Genomic DNA, 21,067 nt, shown 5'->3' on the forward strand with positions numbered 1-21,067 from the left:
CGTCATGCCGGAAACACCGCCTGCCATCCAAGTCGAACATCTCTCGCATGCTTTCGGGGGCACCAGGGCGCTGGAGGATGTCAGCCTCTCCGTGCCTGCTGGCGCGAGTTTCGCGCTGCTTGGCCCGAACGGCGCGGGCAAGACCACGCTCCTCAACATCCTCTGCACATTGCTCCGGCCCGACAGCGGAACCGCACTGGTGGCGGGTGCCGACGTGGCGCGCGAACCCTTGCGCGCGCGGCGCGGCATCGGGGTGGTGTTTCAGGATTCGAGCCTCGACGACCGGCTGACGGCGGCGGAGAATCTCGATTTCCACGGGCTCGCGCATGGCATGGCCCGCCGTGTGCGGCACGCCGCAATGGCGGAAGTGCTGGCGCTTGTCGAACTCACCGACTGGCAGGAAACGGTCGTGCGCAACTTCTCCGGCGGGATGCGGCGGCGGCTGGAGATAGCCCGCGCCCTCATGCATCATCCACGCATCCTGTTCCTCGACGAGCCGACCGTTGGCCTTGATGCCCAGACCCGCGTGCGCATCTGGCGCTATCTGGACGGGCTCAGGCGCGAGCGGGGGCTGACGGTGCTGACCACCACCCATTACATCGAGGAAGTGGAGAGCGCGGACCTCGTCTGCATCATCGACAATGGCCGCATCCTCGCCGAAGGCAGCCCCGAAAGCCTGAAGGCCGGATATGGCCAGCGGTGGCTCCGCGTCATCGCGCGGGAGGCGGAAACTGCCTCGGCCATCCGGCGCGCCTATCCTGCGGCGATGGAAGTGGCGCCCCTGCACCTCGCGATCCCCGCTCCTGACGCCGCGACGGTCGAGGCGTTCCTCGCCGCCTTCGGCAACCGGCTGACGGAGGTGCGCTTCGAGGAGCCGACACTGGAAAGCGTGTTCCTCTCCCTCACAGGCCGCGAGCTTCGCGATCGCGGGGAGGGCGCACGCGCGGCGGAGCGCGAAGCCGGACGCAAGGGCGGGCGGCGATGATGTCTCCGGCCGTCATGACAGGGCCGGATCGTCGGGAGGGAGCCGGGCGCGGTTTGCCCGGTCGAGGTTTGCGCAGGCCCTGTGCGAACGGATTGTGCCTGAACCCCGGTTCACTGCATCCGCGGACCGGGTGTCTGCGGACCGGGTCTCTGCGGGCCGGGTCTCTGCGGGCAGGTCCAACGCCGCCGGACTGCAGCTCTTCCCCGCTGCTGCGGGGGCCGACAGCACGGCATCGACCGCAAAACGCGAACGCCCGGTTCCCCCTGCCGTCGGCAAGGGTTGAGGGGCGGCGCCTTCGGCCCCTGCTCCCGATCCGGGCATGGCGGGACGGACAAGCGGTCTGCCGCAAGGTTCCGCAGCGGCATGGGACCGCATCGCTGACCTTCAGGAGGCTGGGGCACTCAATCCGGCCCGCCATGGGTCCACGGCCGGCGCGCCGAGCGCTACACCCGCTCCCCTGCGGCAAACCCTTGGGCAGAGGCCGGACGCACAGGCCGTCACGCGTCCAACCGACCTGCCGGCAGAACTGCCGAAGCACATCCGGACTGGAAACGGTCTGCACCGCCGACGATCCCACGACAGTCGGCGATCCCAGCGGCGCGGAGGCTGTCCGGCCCGCCCCTCTCCGGCCCATCTCACTGCCGCCCGTCCCCCTGTGGCCCGCCACCCTCAAGCCCGCCCTCCGGCCCATCACCCTTCGGCTCATCCCTGCCCAGCCTTCCTCCAGCCGCTGCGCTTTTTCCAGCTGCTGCGCCCTCGTCCAACCCCGCGTCGCTCGGCTCATTCCGGCATGGGCGGGCACTGCCTGCTCCTCTCGCTCACAGATCGTCGCGCCCGTTGCAGCGCAAGGAACCGTCCGGCCGCCCATAGCCCTGCCGGGCTGGCCGCCGTTCCTCGCCAATGGCCCGACACCGGCAGCCGTCATGTCCGAGCGCAAGAAGCGGCACCACAACCCGATACCCGGCCCCTCCCGCTGCTTCCGGTCTCAGCGCCTGGAACCGGTCCGCGGGGCGCCCGGCGCCACAAGCCCACAGTTCGCCGCTCTGCCAAGCGCGGTACACTCCGCCTGCGGGCAGGGGCCACTCCTGTCGCCCCCACCGCAGGCCCTACCCGGGCCACTCCGAAGGGGCGCGTCGGGCACATCCCGCTCATCATGCGGGCCACGTTCCCGGACCTCCTCCGCCAGCCGGTGGGTCACGGCCGATGGCGCGCCCCCACCCCCTTCCAAGTCGCAAAGGAGCGCCTCATGACCAGCGCTCTCCCCGGCCTTCTGCGAGGCCTATATGGCGTCTGGCTGCGGGAGGTGCTGCGCGCCACCCGTGACCGGGGACAGATGGTGGGCGGCGTGAGCCGACCGCTGATCTGGCTGCTCATCCTCGGCATCGGGCTGAACCCCTACTTCCGCGGAGAGGTCTATGGAGAGGTGCGTACGGTCATCCCCTTCACCTACCTGCAGTTCCTGTTCCCCGCCGTCATCGTGCTGAACATCATGTACACGTCCATCCAGTTCGCCGTTTCGGTGATCTGGGACAGGGAGTTCGGTTTCCTGCGGGAGGTGCTCGTCTCTCCCATGCCACGATGGCTGATCCTGCTGGGCAAGGTGCTGGGCGGGGCGACGGTGGCGACAGTGCATGGCACGCTGGTGCTGATCCTCGCGCGGTTTGCCGATGTGACGCTGACGGTCGGGCAGTCGCTCACGGCAATCGGGCTGATGTTCGTGCTGGCCTTCGGGCTGACCTCCTTCGGCGTGCTTCTGGCCCAGCGGGTGCGCAGCTTCGAGGGGTTCGGCGTGTTCTCCAACACCATCATCCTGCCGCTCTATTTCACCTCCTCCTCGGTCTTTCCGCTGGATCCCTCGCTCACCCGCACACAGACGGTGGCGACCTATCCCGAATGGCTGGTGACGCTGGTCCGCGCGAACCCGATCACCTATGCGGTCGATGCGCTTCGGGGCGTGCTGATCGGCTTCTACCAGTTCGCCCCCACGACGGGGCCGCTGGTGATCTTCGGCATGGCGGCGGTGTTCTTCCTCCTCGCCGTGATCGACTTCCGCAAGGCATGAACGCGCCGCCCGCCTCTCCGCTCCGGGGCCGCTGGGGACCGGCGATTAGGAATCTCGGCATCGTGGTGGTGATCCTCGCCCTTGCCGGCCTGCTTCCGCAGGACAATTCCCTTGCCGAGCGCCGGGCGGCAGGCGTGTTGAAACTCTGCGTCCCCCCCGCCTATCCGCCGCTGGTGACGGGAGAGCCGGATCGGCCCGGTTACGACGTTGAGCTTGCCCGCATTCTCGCGGATCGCGTGGGTCTGCGCCTTGCGGTGAACGTCGTGCCGACCATCGGGCGTGACTTCAACCCGCGGAACTGGAACCTGACGCGCGCCCAATGCGACATGATCGGCGGCGGCATCGCGGATACGCCGACCGCGCGCGGTTTCCTGCAGCTTCTCCCGACCGGGGAGCGGATCGGCTGGCTCCTGCTGCTGCCCGCGGGTGCCCTTCCGCCATCAGGCAGCACCCTCGCGGTCCTGCCGGGGGCGAGCGGGCTTGACCGGCTGGCGCTTTCCGCATGGATGCGGGCCGAGGGCTACCGGCCCCTGCTGGTGGCGGATGGCGCGGCGCTCCGCACGGCGCTGCTGGAGGGGCGTGCGGCGGCCGCGGTCGGCGAGAATTTCGCGCTGTCCGGGCAAGAAGGTGCCCTACCGGGTTTCACCGCTGTCTGGCCGGACGACCCCGCCCTCGCGCCAGTGCCGCTGGCCTTTGAAACCTGGAAGGGGGATGTGACGTTGAAGCGCGCCCTGACTGCCGCGCTTTCGGATGCGGCGGGACGGGAGGAAATCGCGACCCTTCGGAACCGCTACGGCCTGACCGCCGAAGCAGGGGCGGCTTCGCATATGTAATATGCCAGTATAATTGGCTTTTTTCCATTTCTCTGCTGCATGATATTGCACCTCCTACTAAGGTATGGGACAGATTGTCGCGCCACCTGCCGTTACGACACCCCAGTCGCCGGCGCTCGCGCATCTTCAGGAGGGAGGGTAGCCGTGATCTTCTTCACAAAACGATCCGCAATCCCCGGGATGCTGGCAGCAGTCGCAACTCTGTCTTCCGCCCTGCCCGGCCTTGCCGGCGGGTTCACGGCGGAACAGGCAGAGGCGGGCAAGACCGCCTACAATGCGAACTGCGCCCAGTGTCACGGAATGCAGCTCGAAGGCCCGGAGGCCCCCGGCCTCGTCGGGCCGGACGTGATGGCCAACTGGGATACACCCGGCGGGCTTTACGATTTCATTTCCGTCGCCATGCCGCCCTCCGCGCCCGGTCAGCTCGGGACGGCGACCTATCTCGACATCATCGCCTACATCATGGCGTTCAACGGCGCCCAGCCCGGCCCCGATCCTCTGGTGGAGGATGAAGAGAAGCTCGCCGCCATCAGCCTGACGGCGGAAACCGCGGCCGGTCCGGTCGGCGGGGGCGCTGCGGCTCCGGATATGGCGGGGGACACGAACGTCCCGCAGGCCTTCACCTGGGGCAAGCCGCTTCCGGGCGGCCCAGCCGTGGACACCATGCAGACCACCGCCGCCGCCAGCAGCATTCCGCAGGCCTTCACCTGGGGCAAGAAGCTCCCGACCGTCGAGTGAAGCGCGGGGCCGCGACCGGCCCGCGCACAGCACATATCGCGCGCCATGCGCACCGAGGAGGACATGATGTCATTCTTTTCGAAACCGCTTCTTGCCGCCACCACCGCCCTCGTGGCGCTGAGCGGCGCGGCCTTCGCCCAGAACGTCCGTGAGAACTACAAACCCGTGACGGAGGAGATGCTTGCCAATCCGCCGGAGGGCGAATGGCTGATGTGGCGGGGCGACCGCTTCAACTCCGGCTACAGCAAGCTCAAGCAGATCAACAAGGAAACCGTCGGCAAGCTGCAACTCGCCTGGGCCTGGCCGATGGCGGAAGCAGGCATCCAGGAGACGGTGCCGCTCATCCATGACGGCGTGATGTTCCTGCAGACCAACAACAACATCGTCGAAGCGCTGGACGCCAAGACCGGCGACCTGATCTGGACCTACCGTCACGTTCTGGCGGAGATCCCGGCCTCCTGGTCCTATCAGGCCAACCAGGCGCGGCGGCAGAAGAACTCCATCGCCCTTGCCGGCGACAAGGTCGTGCTGACGACCGCGGACGCGAAGATCGTGGTGCTGAACGCGGCGGACGGCAAGGTCGTCTGGGAAAAGCAGGTTCTGGATTACCAGAAGGGCTACAGCTACACCGTCGGCCCGATCATCGTGAAGGACAAGATCATCTCCGCGATCTCCGGCTGCTCCATCGCGGGCACGGCGGGCGGCTGCTTCATCATGGCGCACAACCTCAATACCGGTGAGGAACTGTGGCGCTTCAACACGATCGACGACCCGGACAATCCCAAGCAGCAGGAAAGCTGGGGGCCGGTGCCCGCGGAAAACCGCTGGGGCGGCACGCCTTGGGCGACCGGCTCCTATGACGCGCGGACCAACACGACCTTCTGGGGCATCGGGATGCCGGGGCCGTATTCGGAACTGGTGCGCGGTTCGGGTGAGGGCAGCGTGCTCTATACCAACTCCACGCTCGCGCTCGATGCCGATACCGGAAAGCTGAAGTGGTACTTCCAGCACCTCCCGCGCGACAACTGGGACCTCGACAGCCCGTTCGAGCGGATTCTCGTTGATCAGGAGACCGGCGGCAAGACCAGCCACATGCTGATCTCCGTTCCGGGCAAGAACGGCATCGCCTTCGCGCTCGACCGCGACACCGGGAAATACCTGTGGTCGAAGGAGACGGTGAAGCAGAACGTCATCTCCAAGATCGATGCGGACGGCACGGTTCACATCAATACGGACCTCGTCTCCAGCTCCATCGGGGAAAGCAAGCTCGCCTGCACCTCCGTCTCGGGCGGCAAGCTGTGGATGGCCGGGGCCTACAGCCCGGACACCAAGGCGTTCTTCGTGCCGCTGACGGAGGCCTGCAACACGGTGACGCCGACCCAGTCGGAATTCACCGCCGGCAACGCCGTCGGCTCGGTGAAGTTCGGCCCCCGTGTTCTGCCGGAAGGCATCACGGAGGCGGGGCTGCTTCAGGCGCTCGACATCAATCCCAAGCAGGGCGAGTCGAAATGGCAGGCGCGGGAGCGGCCTTCCATGACCAGCTCCGTTCTTGCCACCGCGGGCGGGCTGGTGTTCGGCGGCGACGCCGCGCGCTACGTCTCCGCCTGGGATCAGGAAACGGGCAAGGTGCTCTGGCGCCAGCGGCTGAACGCGCCGATCGGTGGCTCCCCCGTGACCTATGAGATCGACGGGGAGCAGTATCTGGTCGTCCCAACCGGTTACTCCAACGCGGCCAGCTCCATCTCCTCCGCCTTCCCGGAGACGCCGCTGCCGACGGGTTCGGGCAACTCGATCTTCGTCTACAAGCTGCCGAAGGCCAGCAACTGACCGGCACCTGACAGGTCGGGGGCGGGCCATCCGCCCCTTGCCCACTGACCGGGGGAGCTTTTTGCCCCGGATGGAGGGGCGGCCACTGAACGGGGGCGGCACGTCCGCCCCCTCCCACAGAAAGGGGTTCACATGCGGCATCTCATCCTTGCCGGGGCGCTTCTGGCTATGACCGGAACGGCAGATGCCCAGACGGCAGGCGTGCCGGGGGAACTGCTCAACTCCACCCGCAGGCAGCAGGGCGACAGTCTGACCGTCTGCAACGATGCCAGCAGCAAGATACTCGAATTCGACCGGGAGGTGGCGCGCGCCATCGGCTCCGCCCTTCTGCTCGACGTGAAATTCGCACAGGGGTTCCAGGGGTTCCCCCTGAGCGGTGACGGGTTCATGGACGAATTGCAGATCGCCATGACCAATACCTGCGACCTGCTCATGGGTATCTCCGTGCAGGAGGATTCGCCCTTCCCCGACTGGGCCATGGTGACGCGCCCCTATGCCACGATCCCCTTCGTTCTGGCCGTGAAGGAGGCCGGGTGGTCGCGGCTGGGCGATATACCGCATGACCGGCTCATCGGAACCGCGATCCAGAGCATGGGCGAGATGGTCTATATCACCTGGAACCAGCAGCAACCGAAGGAGCAACGCTGGGTCCGCCTGCCCTATGCCGACCCGGAGCTGATGCTTCGGCGGGTGGAAGACGGGCGGCTGGCGGGGATGCTCCTGTGGCAGCCGGTTCTGACGGCGCTGAAGACCCATCACCCGGAGGCGCGGGCGCTCCGGGTGATCGACACGGCGCCGGTTCCGGCTGCGGCCACGCGGGTGGGGGCGCTGGTCGGGGTGCGCGACAGCTATCTGCGCAGCCAGATCGACGCGGCCATCGACGCGCTGGTCGCGGATGGCACGATCGCGGAGATCATGACGCGCTTCGGCTATGAGGGCGTCGCGGGCGAAGGCCCGGTCAGATGAGGTGCAGCCGGTCCAGCCAGCCAAAGGGCAGCGGCACCCAGCCGAGGATCAGCGCCGCACCGACCAGCACCAGCCCCAGCGGCTCGGCCCGCTGAAGGAGACGTTCTCCGCCGGGCCAGACCGCGCGCCACAGGTTGCCGGCGATCAGCCCCGGCACCGGCAGCAGGTTCAGCGCGACGGAGCCGAAGGTCACCTCCTGCACCATCTGGAGCGCGTAGAGCACGTAGTAGCCGGCAGTGCGCGGCAGCACCTGTTGCAACGGCGCGCGCAGCAGATCCAGAAGCGGCACGAGAACGAGCATCGCCCCCAGTCCCACCGCCACGATCACGAGGATCCTGACCCGTTCGCCGAACCCCTGTGCGGGCGAAAGACGCAGCGGCGCGATCCAGCCCATGCGGAACAGCACCCCCATGGCGATGCCCCAGGCGGAGGCCTGAAGGAAGGGGTTCAGCGTGAGCCGCCCCTCCCGCGCGGGGCGGACATCGCCCAGACCGCGGGCCAGCCCCGCCAGCAAGGCCCCCTGCACCGCCGCATAGATCAGCATGGCGAAGATGCGGGTCACGATCTGCTGGACGGTCAGGTCCTGAAGAAGCGACATACGCCGCGCCTCAATCCCGCCGGGGCATCAGGAAATGTCCCGTCGCCTGAATGAACGGCCGGTCGCGATTGTCCTGCCACCCCTCCACATGGACGGAAGCGAACCGACGACCCGACCGGTTCACACGAGCGCGCGCATAGGCATCCCGCGGCAGGCCGGAGCGGAGGTAGTCCACCGTGAAGTCGATGGTGCGCGGCAGGCGCGGCATCGTCCCGGCGGAGAAATCGGCAGGGTCCAGCCTGCCGTTCTCCATATCCTCCCACAGGGTGGACCAGGCGAGCGTGATGATCGCCGTCGTCTCCAGAAAGGCGGCGGTTCCGCCGCCGTGCAGCGCGGGCAGGAACGGGTTGCCGATGAGCTTTTCGTTGTAGTTCAGCACGGCGGTCAGTTCATCGCCCCGCCGGTCGAAGTCGATGCCGAGAAAACCGATATAGGGAACCGCCTCGATCAGCCGGCGGAGCACGCCGTCGCGGCGCTCCTTGATGGCGGCGACGGGTTCGGGCGCGGGTCGGGCCATCTCAGTCCTCCCGTTCCACGGTGAAGGTGCCGGTGGCGCTGGCAACCGGGTGGGCCGTGTCCTCATCCGTCGCGGTGATGCGCACAAAGGCCAGCAGCCGGGTGATATGGTAGCAGACGCCATGCGCGGTGATCGCCTGTCCCGGCGTGGCGGGGCGCATGTAGTCGATTCGCAGATCCAGCGTCGCCGTGGCGATCACCCCCTCATCCGCGCTCACAACGGAGGCCCCGCCCGTGGTATCCATGAGGGCGGAGACTGCGCCGCCGTGGATCACCCCGCTTGCCGGCTCGCCGATGAGCTTGCGGTCGTAGGGCATGGAAATCCGCGCCTCGCCCACGCCGATCTCCTCCACCCTGAGCCCGAGGGCCGCGGCATGCGGGCTGCGGTCGATCTCGTCGTAGAACTTCTTGCGTCGCTCAGATGTCATGCGTCACCCCCGTATCCACCCCGTTATTGGCCCATCTGCGGGCAGGAGCAAGCCGCCCGTGACGTTGCGTTACGCGGGTGTGGTGATTACCTTGTGACCCAAGGAGACACTCCATGACCATGCTGACCTTCAAGGAAATGTGCGCGAAGTTCGATGTGACGCCCCGCACCCTGCGCTATTACGAATATATCGAACTGCTCAGTCCGGTGCGGGAGGGGCGCTCGCGCCTGTTCGGGCCGCGGGAGGTGGCGCGGATGACGCTGATCCTGCGCGGCCGCCGCTTCGGCTTCAGCCTTGAGGAAATCCGGCAGTGGCTGGAGGTCTATGACAAGTCTGGAACCCGGACCCAGATGGAGGATTGGGTCGTGATGGCGGACCGGCAGATCGACAAGCTGGAAAACCAGATCGCCGAACTCCGTGCGACCCTCGAAGACCTGCGGGAGCTGCGGGACCAAGTGGCAGAAGAGCTTGAAAAGGTGCAGCCCGCCCCTCACGTCACGTCAGGATAAAACGTTACGCTACGTTCCGTTTACGTAAACGTCATCCCCTGTTGTAACCTTTCCTCGGGACGCGATTTCCTCAGGGAACGCGAAGGAGGAACAGGATGCAGCGGGCGATACATTCCGCGCCGGTCAGCCTGGCTTCGGCCAGAGATGATACCGGCAGGCTCATGACCATCGGTGAAATGTGCGCGGCTTTCGACGTCACGCCGCGCACCCTGCGATTCTACGAATCCAAGGAGCTGCTCTCGCCCATACGGGAGGGACAGACGCGCTGGTTCACACGGCGCGACCGCGGGCGGCTGAAGCTGATCCTGCGGGGCAAGCGCTTTGGCTTCAGCCTTGAGGAGATGCGCCAGCTTCTCGATCTCTACGACAGGGACGGCAGCCAGCTCACCCAGCTCAGCCGCACGCGTGATGTGGCGGCCAGACGTCTCGATGACCTTGAGCGCCGTCGGGCGGAGTTGGACGAGGCGATTGCCGAACTGAAGGAGGAGATCGCCTGGGCCGATGACGTGCTGGCCGGCGGCCCCCGCGACCTGACCGCGGCGCAATAATCCTTCCCCCGAAAAGCGGCGGCGCGGCGGAAAACGCCTGCGCGCCCAAGACACCTGCGGCGAGGGGCATATCCTTACCCCGGCCCGGAAAAGCGGAGAATGACCGACATGACCACCTACACGCCCCCCGTCGAGGACATGCAGTTCCTGCTGCACGAGGTTCTGAAGGTGAGCGAAAGCGATGTGCCGGGTTACGACGAACTCGACCGCGACTCGACCGCCGCCATCCTTGAGGAAGCGGGCAAGCTGGCCTCCGGGGTGCTGGCCCCGCTGAATGCCGTCGGCGACCGGGAAGGGTGCCGGCTGGAAAACGGCGTGGTAATCACGCCCACGGGATTCAAGGCGGCCTATGACCAGATGGCCGCCGGCGGCTGGATGGGGCTGGACTGCGACCCGGAATACGGCGGCCAGGGCATGCCCTATGTCTTGAACAGCGCCACGGGCGAGATGTTCGTGGCCGCCAACATGGCCTTCAACATGTACCAGGGCCTGACCCACGGCGCCTATTCGGCCATCCATACCCACGGCTCCGCCGAGCAGAAGCAGACCTATCTGCCGAAACTCGTGTCCGGCGAATGGACCGGCACGATGAACCTCACGGAGCCGCAGGCGGGCACCGATCTCGGCATCATGCGCACGCGGGCCGAACCGGCGGAGGACGGCAGCTACGCCATCACGGGGACCAAGATCTTCATCTCCGCGGGCGATCACGACCTGTCGCAGAACGTCATCCACCTCGTTCTGGCGAAGGCGCCAGGCGGCGGCCCGGGCACGAAAGGCGTGAGCCTGTTCATCGTGCCGAAGTTCCTCGTGAATGAGGACGGCTCCCCCGGCGTGCGCAACAACCTCTCCGTCGGCAAGCTCGAGGAGAAGATGGGCATCCACGGTAACGCCACCTGCGTGATGAACTACGACGGCGCCAAGGGCTGGCTGATCGGCGATCTCCACAAGGGGATGCGCGCGATGTTCACCATGATGAACGAGGCCCGTCTCGGCGTGGGCCTGCAAGGCTATGCGCAGGCCGTGGCCGCCTACGAGAACGCGCTGACCTATGCCAAGGAACGGCTTCAGGGCCGCGACGTGACCGGGGTGAAGAACCCGGACGGCCCCGCCGATCCGATCATCGTGCATCCCGATATCCGCCGCAGCCTGATGGATCAGAAGAGCTTCATCGAAGGGGCGCGCGCCTTCACCTTCTGGGGCGCCCATCTCATCGACCGCTCCAAGCGGCTCGATGATCAGGATGCGGAAGGGCTGATCTCCCTGATGACCCCGGTGCTGAAGGCGTTCCAGACCGACAAGGGCTTCGAGATGGCCGTGCAGGCCCAGCAGATCTTCGGCGGCCATGGCTATATCGAGGAAGTGGGCGTCTCCCAGTTCGTGCGCGATGCACGGATCACCATGATCTATGAGGGCGCGAACGGCGTGCAGGCGCTGGACCTCGTCGGCCGCAAGCTGGCGCAGGACGGCGGCAAGCATGTCATGGCCTTCTTCGACATGGTGAAAACGTTCCTGAAGGAGAACGAGGGCGATGCCGAACTGAAGGCGGGCTTCCTCGATCCGCTCAAGGCCGCGTCCAAGGATCTGCAGTCCGCGGGCATGTTCTTCATGGAAAACGGCATGAAGAACCCCAACGCGGCGCTCGCCGGGTCGAACGATTTTGTCCACCTGTTCGGGCATGTCTGTCTCGGCCTGATGTGGGCGCGGATGGCGAAGGCTGCGAAAGACTCGCTGGCCGCGGGCCGGGGCAATGCCGATTTCCTCAACGCCAAGATCGCCACGGGGCGCTACTACATGGCTCGTCAGCTTCCGGCGACGGGACTGCATCTCGCCCGGATCACTTCCGGGGCGGAGCCGGTCATGGCGCTCGACGTGGCGGGGTTCTGAGGCCATGCTGCCGCCCGTCAAAGGGAGGACGACGGAATGGCGATGAAGCTCTACTGTTTCGGGGAAAGCGGAAATTCCTACAAGGCGGCGCTCACCATGACCCTTGCGGGGGTGGACTGGGTGCCGGTCTTCGTGAACTTCTTTCACGGAGACGCCCGCTCCCCGGAATTCCGCGCGCTGAACGAGATGGGCGAGGTTCCCGTGCTGCGCGACGGGGATGAGGTGCTGACCCAATCCGGGCTCATCCAGTATCACATCGCCGAAAAGACCGGGAAGCTGCTGCCACAGGACCACCACCTGCGGCAGGAGGTCATGCGCTGGGTGCTCTGGGACAATCACAAGATGTCCTCTCAGGCGGGCACGCTGCGGTTCCTGATGAACTTCGTCCCGGAGGAGAAGCGCCCGCAGGAAGTGATCCGCTGGCTGTCGGGGCGGCTGCGCGATGCGTTCAAGGTGCTCGACGCGCATCTGGAAGGGCGCGACTTCATCGTGGACGACGTGCCCAGCCTCGCCGATACCGCCTGCTGCGGCTACCTCTACTACCCGGAACCCTTCACCTTCGACCGGAAGGCCTGGCCGAATATCGACCGCTGGCTCGATAACGTCGCCGCCCTGCCCGGCTGGAAACATCCCTATGACATGATGCCCGGTCGGCCCTCCGACCGCGGCCTCTGAAGGAGGACCAATGTCCGAAGCTTACATCTACGACGCCGTCCGCACGCCGCGGGGCAAGGGCCGCACCGACGGCAGCCTGCATGAGGTGACCTCCGCCCGCCTTTCGGCGCTGGTGCTGAACGAACTGAAATCGCGCTCCGACCTCGATACGCGGGCGGTCGAGGATGTGATCTGGGGCAATGTCACGCAGGTCGGCGAACAGGGCGGCTGCCTTGCGCGGACCGCGGTGCTTGCCTCCGACTTTGCGGAATCGGTGCCCGGCCTCGCCATCAACCGCTTCTGCGCCAGCGGGCTGGAGGCGGTGAACCTCGCCGCCAATCAGGTCAAGGCCGGTGCGGGGCAGGCCTATGTCGCCGGCGGGGTGGAGATGATGGGCCGTGTCGCGATGGGCTCCGACGGGGCGGCCATCGCGGTCGATCCCTCCATCGCCATGTCCACCTATTTCGTGCCGCAGGGCATCGCCGCGGATATTATCGCCACCGAATACGGCTTCTCCCGCACGGATGTGGATGCGCTCGCGGTGGAAAGCCAGCGCCGCGCCGCCAAGGCCTGGGAGGAAGGCCGCTTCGACCGCTCCGTCATGACGGTCCGGGACATCAACGGCCTGCCGATCCTTGACCGCGACGAATACATGCGGCCAGGCACCGACATGCAGTCGCTCGGCGCGCTGAAGGCGTCCTTCAAGGACATGGGCGAACAGATGCCCGGCTTCGACAAGATCGCCATCATGAAATATCCGCATCTGGAGCGCATCGAGCACGTCCACCACGCGGGCAACTCCTCCGGTATCGTGGACGGCGCGGCGGGCATCCTCATCGGCTCTAAGGCGTTCGGCGAGAAATACGGCCTGAAGCCCCGCGCCCGCATACGCGCGACGGCGAAGATCGGCACCGACCCCACCATCATGCTGACCGGCCCCGTGCCCGCGACGGAGAAGATCCTGCGCGACAGCGGCATGTCGATCTCCGACATCGACCTGTTCGAGGTGAACGAGGCGTTCTCCGCCGTGGTGCTGCGCTTCATGCAGGCGTTCAACGTCGATGCGGACCGGGTGAACGTGAACGGCGGAGCCATCGCGCTTGGCCACCCGCTCGGCGCGACGGGGGCGATGATTCTCGGCACGCTGGTCGATGAACTGGAGCGGTCGGGCAAGAGCACCGGCCTCGCCACGCTGTGCGTCGCGTCCGGCATGGGCGCGGCCACCATCGTCGAACGCGTCTGATCCGGCGAAGCAGGGAGACTTCCATGACCGAATTTCATTACGCCACGGATGCCGACGGCGTCGCCACCATCACCTGGGACGTGCCCGGCAAGTCGATGAACGTCATGACCCTCGACGGTCTGAACGAGCTTGACGCGGCGGTGGACAAGGCCCTCGCCGACCCGGAGGTGAAGGGCATCGTCATCACCTCCGCCAAGAAGGACTTCGCCGGCGGGATGGACCTGAACGTCCTCGGCCGGATGAAGGATGCGGCGGGCGCGGAACCCGCGAAGGGCCTGTTCGACGGGATCATGAAAATCCATGCGCTGCTTCGCAAGATCGAACGCGCCGGGATGGACCCCAAGACGCTGAAAGGCGGCAAGCCCATCGCCGCCGCCCTTCCCGGCACGGCAGCGGGCATCGGCCTTGAACTGCCGCTGGCCACGCACCGCATCTTCGTGGCCGACAATCCCAAGGCGCGGCTCGGCCTGCCGGAAATCCTCGTCGGGATCTTCCCCGGGGCGGGCGGCACCACGCGGCTGGCGCGGAAGCTCGGCGCGATGATGGCCGCGCCGCTGCTGCTGGAGGGCAAGCTCCAGTCGCCGAAGGCGCTGAAGGCGCAGGGGGTGATCGACGAGGTGGTTGCCCCCGGGGAGCTGCTGGCAAGGGCGAAGGACTGGGTGCTTTCCGCCACGGACGCCGATCTGGTGAAGCCGTGGGATGCGAAGGGGTACAAGATGCCCGGCGGCGCGCCTTACAGCCCGCAGGGGTTCATGACCTTCGTCGGCGCCTCCGCCATGGTGAACGGCAAGACGCAAGGGGTCTATCCGGCGGCGAAGGCGCTGCTCTCCGCCGTCTATGAAGGGGCGCTCGTCCCCTTCGATCAGGCGCTCCGCATCGAGGCGCGGTGGTTCACGCATGTCATGCTGAACCCCTCCTCCGCCGCGATGATCCGCTCGCTCTTCCTGAACAAGGAGGCGCTGGAGAAGGGCGCGAACCGCCCCGACGTGCCGGATCAGAGCGTGAGGAAACTCGGCGTTCTGGGCGCGGGGATGATGGGTGCGGGCATCGCCTATGTCTCCGCCAACGCCGGGATCGAGGTCGTTCTGATCGACAGCACACAGGAGGCCGCGGATCGCGGCAAGGCGCATTCCGCCGGCATCCTGGACAAGGGGATCGAGAAGCGGAAGGTCACGGCGGAGAAGAAGGAGGAGGTGCTCTCCCGCATCACCGCCACGACCGACTATGCCGCGCTCAAGGGCGTCGATCTGATCGTGGAGGCGGTGTTCGAGGATCCGAAGGTGAAGGCCGAGGTGACGAAGAAGGCGGAGGAGGCCGCACCGGAGGCGATCTTCGCCACCAACACCTCCACCCTGCCGATCACCATGCTCTCCGAGGCCTCCCGCCACCCCAAGGAATTCATCGGCATCCACTTCTTCTCCCCCGTGGACAAGATGGCGCTGGTGGAAATCATCCGGGGCAAGGAGACGGGCGACGTGGCGGTGGCCAAGGCGCTCGATTTCGTGCGCCAGATCCGCAAGACGCCGATCGTGGTGAACGATGCGCGCTTCTTCTACGCCAACCGCTGCATCATCCCCTACATTAACGAAGGGGTGCGGCTGGTGAAGGAGGGCACGGAGCCGGCGCTGATCGAGAATGCGGCCAAGCTGATGGGCATGCCGCTCGGCCCGCTGCAGCTGGTGGACGAGACCTCCATCGACCTCGGCGTGAAGATCGCCAAGGCCACCAAGGCGGCGATGGGCAATGCCTATCCCGACGGCGCGGTGGACGAGGTGCTGTTCTGGATGGCAGATCAGGGCCGCATGGGCCGCAAGTCGAAGTCGGGCTTCTACGACTATGACGAAAAGGGCAAGCGGCAGGGCTTCTGGGCCGGGCTCGCCGACCGCTATCCGCATGTGGAGGATCAGCCGGCGCTCACCGATGTCGAACACCGGCTGATGTTCGTGCAGACGCTGGAGGCCGTGCGTGCGCTGGAGGAAGGCGTGCTGACCGACATCCGCGAAGGCGATGTGGGGGCCATCCTCGGCTGGGGCTTTGCGCCGTGGTCCGGCGGGCCGTTCTCCTGGCTCGACATGATGGGAGCGGCGAAGGCGGTGGAGATCGCCGACGATCTGAGCGCGCGGTATGGCGAGCGCTTCGCTGCACCGCAGTTGCTCCGCGACATGGCCGCCAAGGATGAAACCTTCTACGGCCGCTTCGCCCCCACCGCCAAGGCTGCCTGACCAACAGGGCCGGGATCCCCGCGATCCCGGCTTCCTTTCCCAGAATATCACGGGAAATCCGTTACTTATTTCGCATTGGAAGAAGGTCGCGCATCCCCCCTTGGGCCGATTGTGGCTGCTCGCATGCTCGGCTATCTTGCATCCATGATTTCTTCGGCGTTGCAGCAAGGTTCCGTGGGAAGATGACGGCGCTTACCCGGTACCAGCGACTGGAATGTTTCGGTTGGTGGCGTGAATCGCCCGACGCGGAAGCACGTGAGGTGGTCGTCTCCTTTGGGGACGCCTCCCTCATCCTGTCGGATATCCAGAACTCGCTTGCCCTGACGCACTGGTCCCTGCCGGCGCTGGAACGGTTGAATCCGGGCGACCTTCCCGCGCGCTACAGCCCGGACCCTTCGGCGGGAGAGACACTGGAGATCGACGATGACCTGATGATCAACGCCATCGAACAGGTCCGCCGCGTCATCGACTCGCAGCGCCCCAAGGAAGGCCGGCTGCGTGGGCCGCTGATCGCGCTGCTTGTCGGTGCCCTGCTGATCGCGGCGGTCCTTTTCCTGCCGACCGCCCTTACCCGCCACACCGTCGCCGCCGTGCCGCAGGCCACACGCGAAGCCATCGGGGAACTCGTTCTGCGCGACATGGTCCGCCTCACCGGGCCGGTCTGTTCCACGCCGAACGGCGACCGCGCGCTCCGCAAGATGTGGGCGCGGCTGTCGGACGGGCGGCCGGGGGGGATCTCTGTTCTTCCCAAGGGTTTTGCCGATGCCGTCCACCTTCCCGGCGGGCGCATCCTGCTGCAGCGCGATCTGCTGGAGGATGAAGACAGCGAGGAGATTGCCGCGGGATATGTGCTGGCCGAACAGGTGCGCGCGGATGCCGCCGACCCCCTGTTGCCGCTGCTGGAGCATGCCGGTCTGCTGGCGACCTTCCGGCTGCTGACGACGGGCGAGCTGCCGCCGACCGCCGTTCGCGGCTTTGCCGAGACCCTGCTGACGGCCCCGGTGTCGGACGCCGATCCCAAGGCCCTGCTGACGCGATTCGCAGCCGCAAAGGTGCCCTCAACCCCCTATGCTCAGGCCATTGACCCGACGGGCGCGCGCACGGAAGCCCTGCGGACCGGTGATCCGTTCCGCGACGTTGCCGCGCCGGCCATCCTTACCGATACGGAATGGGTGGGCCTGCAGGGGATCTGCGCGCGCTGACCCCGTTTAGCGCAACCTGCTCAGTGTAGTCCTTTCAGCGCAACCTGCTCAGCGCAGCCCGTTTCGGCCGAACGCATCCGGGAAACCGTTGCAGCGCAGCGCGCCCAGCCCCTGCCGCGCGGCCTCCCGCCCGGCGAAGGGACCGGCCACGACGGAATGCCGCCCCTCCGGGTTCCGGCTCAGCCGCACGATATTCACGGGAAGCCCCAGCGCACGCACCTCTGCCGCCGCATTGCGGGCATTTGCAAGATCCACATAGACCCCCGCCTGCGCATAGCGCCCGACCTCCGTCGGCAGCGGGCATTCGGCAGCGCCCGCCTCCACCGGCCCGTCGCAGCGCTGGCTGCCATCGGCACGGTAACGCGGCGCCCAGAGCAGACGGTCGCCCTGCTCCACGCGCGAAAACAGACAGCCCTGCGTATCGGTGAATTCGCCCGCCGCGTAACCCGCCGGCGGAGGGACGGAGGGGGCATCGTCGGCACTGGCAGCGGGGAGGAACCCGAAGGCGCCGATCACGCCCGCTGCCAGCACCGTCCGAAGGCCTGCTGTCCCTGCGGTAGTCTTTTCACGGAGAATGCACGCATAGCGGTCGTAGGACAACAATTTTCTCGCCTATTTTGTGCCGAACATGCGATCTCCAGCATCCCCTAGGCCTGGAACAATATATCCATGGTCATCCAGCCGCTCATCCACAGCGGCGGTGACGATCGGCACATCGGGATGTGCCTCCCGCATCCGCTTCACCCCTTCGGGAGAGGCAAGGAGACACAGGAACCGCAGGTTCTTCGCCCCGGATTTCTTCAGCAGGTCGATGGCCGCGACGGAGGAGTTCCCGGTGGCCAGCATCGGATCGACGGCGATGACCATCCGGTCGTCCAGCTCGCTCGGCACCTTGTAGTAGTATTGCACCGGTTGCAGCGTCTCCGGGTCGCGATACAGGCCGACAAACCCCACGCGCGCCGCCGGGATCAGCTCCAGAATGCCGTCCATCAGCCCGTTGCCCGCCCGCAGGATGGAGATGAGGACGAGTTTCTTGCCCTCGATGGTGGGCGCGTCCATCTCCTGCAACGGCGTCTCGATGCGGGTGGAGGTCAGCGGCAGGTCACGGGTGATCTCATAGGCCAAAAGCTGGCTGATCTCCCGCAGCAGGCGGCGGAAGGAAGCGGTGGACGTGTCCTTCTTCCGCATGATGGTAAGTTTGTGCTGCACCAGCGGATGGGTGACGACGGTGAGATGTTCGGTCATGCGTCCTCCAGACGTTTCATCAGTCTTGCGCGCGTGGCCTCGTCACAGAACGCGGCCGACAGCGCGGTGCGGGCCATATCGCGAAACACGCCCTCGTCCCAGTCGAAGGCATCATGCAACCGTTCGTATTCGCGCGCCATCCCGGTTCGGAAAAACGCCGGATCGTCGGTGGAAAGCGTGACCCTCACCCCGCGCCTGAAAAGCTCTCCCACCGGATGCCGCCGCCAGTCGGGATAGAGGCCCAGCGCGATATTTGCCCCCGGACAGCATTCCAGAACGACCTGCCGTTCCGCCAGATTGTCCACCAGCGCCAGATCCTCGATGGCGCGGACGCCGTGCCCGATGCGGCTGACGCCAAGGTCGCGGAGCGTCTCGCGCACGGAGACGGGCCCGCCGAACTCCCCGGCGTGGGCAGTCAGGCCCAGCCCCGCCTCGCGGCCAAGGTCGAAGGACCAGGCGAAATCCTTCGCCGCGCCGACCCTCTCGTCGCCCGCAAGCCCCAGGCCGGTGATGAACCCGCCCATCGTCTCCGCCGCGCAGAGGGCGGTCCGCTTCGCCCGCTCCGGCCCGAGATGCCGGATGCAGGTGACGATGCCGCGGCAGGTGATGTCACCGGCCATGCCCGCCGCCACTTCCGTGAACGCCGCCACGTAATCCCGCCACGCGGAAAGATCGCCGCCCCCGCAGAGATCGGGGGAGACGAAAAGCTCGGTGTAGATCACCCCCTGCTCCGCGCTGGCCTCCAGCACCGCGCGCAACAGCCGGGCATGGTCCGCCGGAGAGGTGAGCGCGGTCGTCGCGGCCTCATAGGCTTTCAGAAATCCGGTGAACCCATTGAAGCGGTAATGGCCCCGCTCATCGAACAGCCCCTCGATATCCACGTTCCGCTCCCGGGCGAGGGCGCGGATGAAGGCGGGCGGGGCTGCTCCTTCGAGATGCAGGTGAAGTTCCACCTTCGGCAGATCGGCAAGGCTCATAGGAAGCTCTCCCCCGGCCCGCGACGCGGCAGGCCCAGATGGGCGGCGACGCTCGCCCCCACATCGACATAGCCTCGCAGCCCGATGCCTCCCGCGCCGTGCCCGGCGGCCAGAACCGGCACCCGCTCCCGCGTGTGGTCACTGCCCCGGAACGTGGGGTCGTTGCCGTGATCGGCGGTGAATACCGCCAGATCGCCGGGGCGCAGCAGGTCCAGGAACGCGCCCACACGCGCGTCGAACCCTTCCAGCGCGCGCGCATAGCCCGACACGTCGCGGCGATGCCCGTAGAGGCTGTCGAACTCCACGAAATTGGCAAAGGTGAGCGATCCTTCCTCTGCCTCCCCCGCCAGCCGGATCAGGTGGTCGAAGAGCGCCGCATCCGACTGTCCCTTGTGAAGCTTCGTGATGCCGTGATGCGAGAAGATGTCGCCGATCTTTCCGACCGCATGGGTGACGCGCCCAGCCTCATAGGCCCAGTCGAGCAGCGTGGGCGCGGGCGGAGCCACGGCGAAGTCCCGCCGGTTGGCCGTGCGGGTGAAGCCGGTCTCCACCGTGCCGGTGAAGGGCCGCGCGATCACCCGGCCCACCCGCATCGCATGGAGCATGGGCGCAAGATCGGTGCAGAGCTTCAGCAACCGGTCCAGCCCGAATGCCTCCTCATGCGCGGCGATCTGGAACACGCTGTCGGCGGAGGTGTAGCAGATCGGCCAGCCGGTCCGCAGATGTGCGGCGCAATGTTCCTCGATGATCGGCACCCCGGAGGCATGACAGTTGCCAAGGATGCCCGCCGTTCCCGCAAGGCGGCAGACCTCCGCCGTGACCTCCGGCGGGAAGGCGGGTATCTCTTCGGGGAAATAGTGCCAGTCCCATGGAACCGGCACCCCGGCCAGCTCCCAGTGGCCGGAGGGCGTGTCCTTGCCGCGCGACACCTCCGTCGCCGCCCCCCACAGCCCTTCCGGGGAGGCTCCCAACCCCGGCGCCTCCAGCCCGGAGGCCAGGCGGATGGCAGCGCCCAGCCCAAGCCGGTCCAGCACCGGCATGTGGAGCGGCCCCGAGCGCCCCTCCTCCGCGCGGCCCCCGGCGCAGGCCAGCGCGATATGTCCGAGCGTATTCGCCCCCTCGTCGCCGAAATCGGCCGCATCCGGCGCGCCGCCGCAGCCGACGCTGTCCATCACGATCAGAAAGGCCCGTGTCATGCGATGCGCCCCAATATCCTTGCCGGCGGGGCTGTGTCCCCGCCCAGAACGACGGCGGCGCGCAGTGTCTCCGCCGCCCTTTGCCACGCTGCCTCATCCGCCGCGTGGATCACGGCGACCGGCGCCTCCGGGCCGACCCGCGTGCCGATCCGCGCGACGTCGGACAGGCCAACCGCAGGGTCGATCCGATCCCCCAGATAGCGCCGCCCACCGCCAAGCTCCACCACGATCCGGCCCAGTTCAACGCCCTTCACCGCGGAGAGCGTGCCGCTCTCCTGCAAGAACACCGGCGCGGCGACCGGCGCCGCCGGGAGCATCTCGCGCCAGCGGGCCGTGAAATCCCGCGGCCCGCCCTGTGCCGCGACCATCCGCCCGAAGCGCTCCAGCGCCGCGCCGGAGGCGAGAAGCTGCGCCAGCCGGTCCTCCGCTTC

The 21,067-nt window shown here is 67.0% G+C and carries 20 protein-coding genes and 1 pseudogene; 13 read left to right on the top strand and 8 right to left on the bottom strand.

What is annotated here, in order from left to right:
* Positions 1–4 precede the first annotated feature (4 nt).
* From RT513_RS17125 to RT513_RS17150, 6 genes are all read left to right on the top strand, one after another.
* Complete coding sequence (locus RT513_RS17125) at positions 5–985, top strand: ABC transporter ATP-binding protein (protein WP_088215819.1); 981 nt, start codon at positions 5–7, stop codon at positions 983–985.
* Between the two features lie 1,246 nt (positions 986–2,231).
* Positions 2,232–3,047: an ABC transporter permease gene (locus RT513_RS17130; protein WP_290689995.1), complete on the top strand. Its 816-nt coding sequence runs from the start codon at positions 2,232–2,234 to the stop codon at positions 3,045–3,047.
* Positions 3,044–3,880 carry an ABC transporter substrate-binding protein gene (locus tag RT513_RS17135; RefSeq protein ID WP_290689997.1) on the top strand — a complete coding sequence of 279 codons (837 nt, stop codon included), beginning with the start codon at positions 3,044–3,046 and terminating at the stop codon, positions 3,878–3,880. Before RT513_RS17130 ends, RT513_RS17135 begins: the two co-directional genes overlap by 4 nt.
* Before the next feature lie 144 nt (positions 3,881–4,024).
* Positions 4,025–4,618: a c-type cytochrome gene (locus RT513_RS17140; protein WP_290689998.1), complete on the top strand. Its 594-nt coding sequence runs from the start codon at positions 4,025–4,027 to the stop codon at positions 4,616–4,618.
* A 66-nt stretch (positions 4,619–4,684) separates the two neighbouring features.
* Positions 4,685–6,445 carry a pyrroloquinoline quinone-dependent dehydrogenase gene (locus RT513_RS17145; RefSeq protein ID WP_290689999.1) on the top strand — a complete coding sequence of 587 codons (1,761 nt, stop codon included), beginning with the start codon at positions 4,685–4,687 and terminating at the stop codon, positions 6,443–6,445.
* 132 nt (positions 6,446–6,577) lie between these two features.
* Positions 6,578–7,411, top strand: a complete 834-nt coding sequence (locus tag RT513_RS17150; RefSeq protein ID WP_088215814.1) for a substrate-binding periplasmic protein — start codon at positions 6,578–6,580, stop codon at positions 7,409–7,411.
* On the opposite strand, the gene RT513_RS17155 is transcribed toward RT513_RS17150, so the two are convergent.
* Genes RT513_RS17155 through RT513_RS17165 form a run of 3 tightly spaced genes read right to left on the bottom strand, consistent with a single transcriptional unit; the run spans position 7,404 to position 8,953 of the window.
* Positions 7,404–8,009 (bottom strand): hypothetical protein, encoded by a 606-nt coding sequence (locus RT513_RS17155; RefSeq protein WP_290690000.1) that lies wholly within the window; start codon positions 8,007–8,009, stop codon positions 7,404–7,406. The genes RT513_RS17150 and RT513_RS17155 overlap by 8 nt on opposite strands.
* Positions 8,010–8,019: 10 nt before the next feature.
* Positions 8,020–8,526: a PaaI family thioesterase gene (locus RT513_RS17160; RefSeq protein ID WP_088215812.1), complete on the bottom strand. Its 507-nt coding sequence runs from the start codon at positions 8,524–8,526 to the stop codon at positions 8,020–8,022.
* 1 nt (position 8,527) lies between these two features.
* Complete coding sequence (locus tag RT513_RS17165; protein WP_088215811.1) at positions 8,528–8,953, bottom strand: PaaI family thioesterase; 426 nt, start codon at positions 8,951–8,953, stop codon at positions 8,528–8,530.
* Between the two features lie 113 nt (positions 8,954–9,066).
* On the opposite strand from RT513_RS17165, the gene RT513_RS17170 reads away from it, so the two are divergent.
* From RT513_RS17170 to RT513_RS17200, 7 genes are all read left to right on the top strand, one after another.
* A complete protein-coding gene (locus RT513_RS17170) occupies positions 9,067–9,462 on the top strand; it encodes a MerR family DNA-binding transcriptional regulator (RefSeq protein ID WP_290690002.1) in 396 nt (131 codons plus the stop codon).
* Between the two features lie 161 nt (positions 9,463–9,623).
* Positions 9,624–10,010, top strand: coding sequence for a MerR family DNA-binding transcriptional regulator (locus RT513_RS17175; protein ID WP_290690003.1), 387 nt, complete (start codon positions 9,624–9,626; stop codon positions 10,008–10,010).
* Positions 10,011–10,118: 108 nt separating this feature from the next.
* Positions 10,119–11,897, top strand: a complete 1,779-nt coding sequence (locus RT513_RS17180; protein WP_290690012.1) for an acyl-CoA dehydrogenase C-terminal domain-containing protein — start codon at positions 10,119–10,121, stop codon at positions 11,895–11,897.
* 36 nt (positions 11,898–11,933) lie between these two features.
* Positions 11,934–12,572, top strand: coding sequence for a glutathione S-transferase family protein (locus RT513_RS17185; RefSeq protein ID WP_088215808.1), 639 nt, complete (start codon positions 11,934–11,936; stop codon positions 12,570–12,572).
* A 10-nt stretch (positions 12,573–12,582) separates the two neighbouring features.
* The gene (locus RT513_RS17190) at positions 12,583–13,794 is read left to right on the top strand and encodes an acetyl-CoA C-acetyltransferase (protein ID WP_290690004.1); all 1,212 of its coding nucleotides are present in this window, start codon (positions 12,583–12,585) and stop codon (positions 13,792–13,794) included.
* Positions 13,795–13,817: 23 nt separating this feature from the next.
* On the top strand, positions 13,818–16,016 hold the full coding sequence (locus RT513_RS17195) for a 3-hydroxyacyl-CoA dehydrogenase NAD-binding domain-containing protein (RefSeq protein WP_290690005.1): 2,199 nt from the start codon (positions 13,818–13,820) through the stop codon (positions 16,014–16,016).
* Positions 16,017–16,198: 182 nt separating this feature from the next.
* Entirely contained in the window at positions 16,199–17,218 is a 1,020-nt protein-coding gene (locus RT513_RS17200) for a hypothetical protein (RefSeq protein WP_313534192.1), read from the top strand.
* A gap of 48 nt (positions 17,219–17,266) precedes the next feature.
* Here RT513_RS17200 and RT513_RS17205 read toward each other — a convergent pair whose 3' ends face one another.
* The 5 genes and pseudogenes from RT513_RS17205 to RT513_RS17225 form a co-directional block, all read right to left on the bottom strand.
* Entirely contained in the window at positions 17,267–17,821 is a 555-nt protein-coding gene (locus RT513_RS17205; protein WP_290690007.1) for an SPOR domain-containing protein, read from the bottom strand.
* A gap of 9 nt (positions 17,822–17,830) precedes the next feature.
* Positions 17,831–18,463, bottom strand: coding sequence for a uracil phosphoribosyltransferase (upp, locus tag RT513_RS17210; protein ID WP_088215803.1), 633 nt, complete (start codon positions 18,461–18,463; stop codon positions 17,831–17,833).
* The gene (locus tag RT513_RS17215) at positions 18,460–19,440 is read right to left on the bottom strand and encodes an adenosine deaminase (protein WP_290690008.1); all 981 of its coding nucleotides are present in this window, start codon (positions 19,438–19,440) and stop codon (positions 18,460–18,462) included. Before RT513_RS17215 ends, upp begins: the two co-directional genes overlap by 4 nt.
* Positions 19,437–20,636: a phosphopentomutase gene (locus RT513_RS17220; RefSeq protein ID WP_290690009.1), complete on the bottom strand. Its 1,200-nt coding sequence runs from the start codon at positions 20,634–20,636 to the stop codon at positions 19,437–19,439. The genes RT513_RS17215 and RT513_RS17220 overlap by 4 nt, the downstream gene beginning before the upstream one ends.
* Positions 20,633–21,067, bottom strand: a pseudogene (locus tag RT513_RS17225) (thymidine phosphorylase); the annotation flags it as partial. The gene RT513_RS17220 and the pseudogene RT513_RS17225, both read right to left, overlap by 4 nt.

Source organism: Haematobacter sp., from assembly GCF_032102465.1.
Classification (GTDB): domain Bacteria; phylum Pseudomonadota; class Alphaproteobacteria; order Rhodobacterales; family Rhodobacteraceae; genus Haematobacter.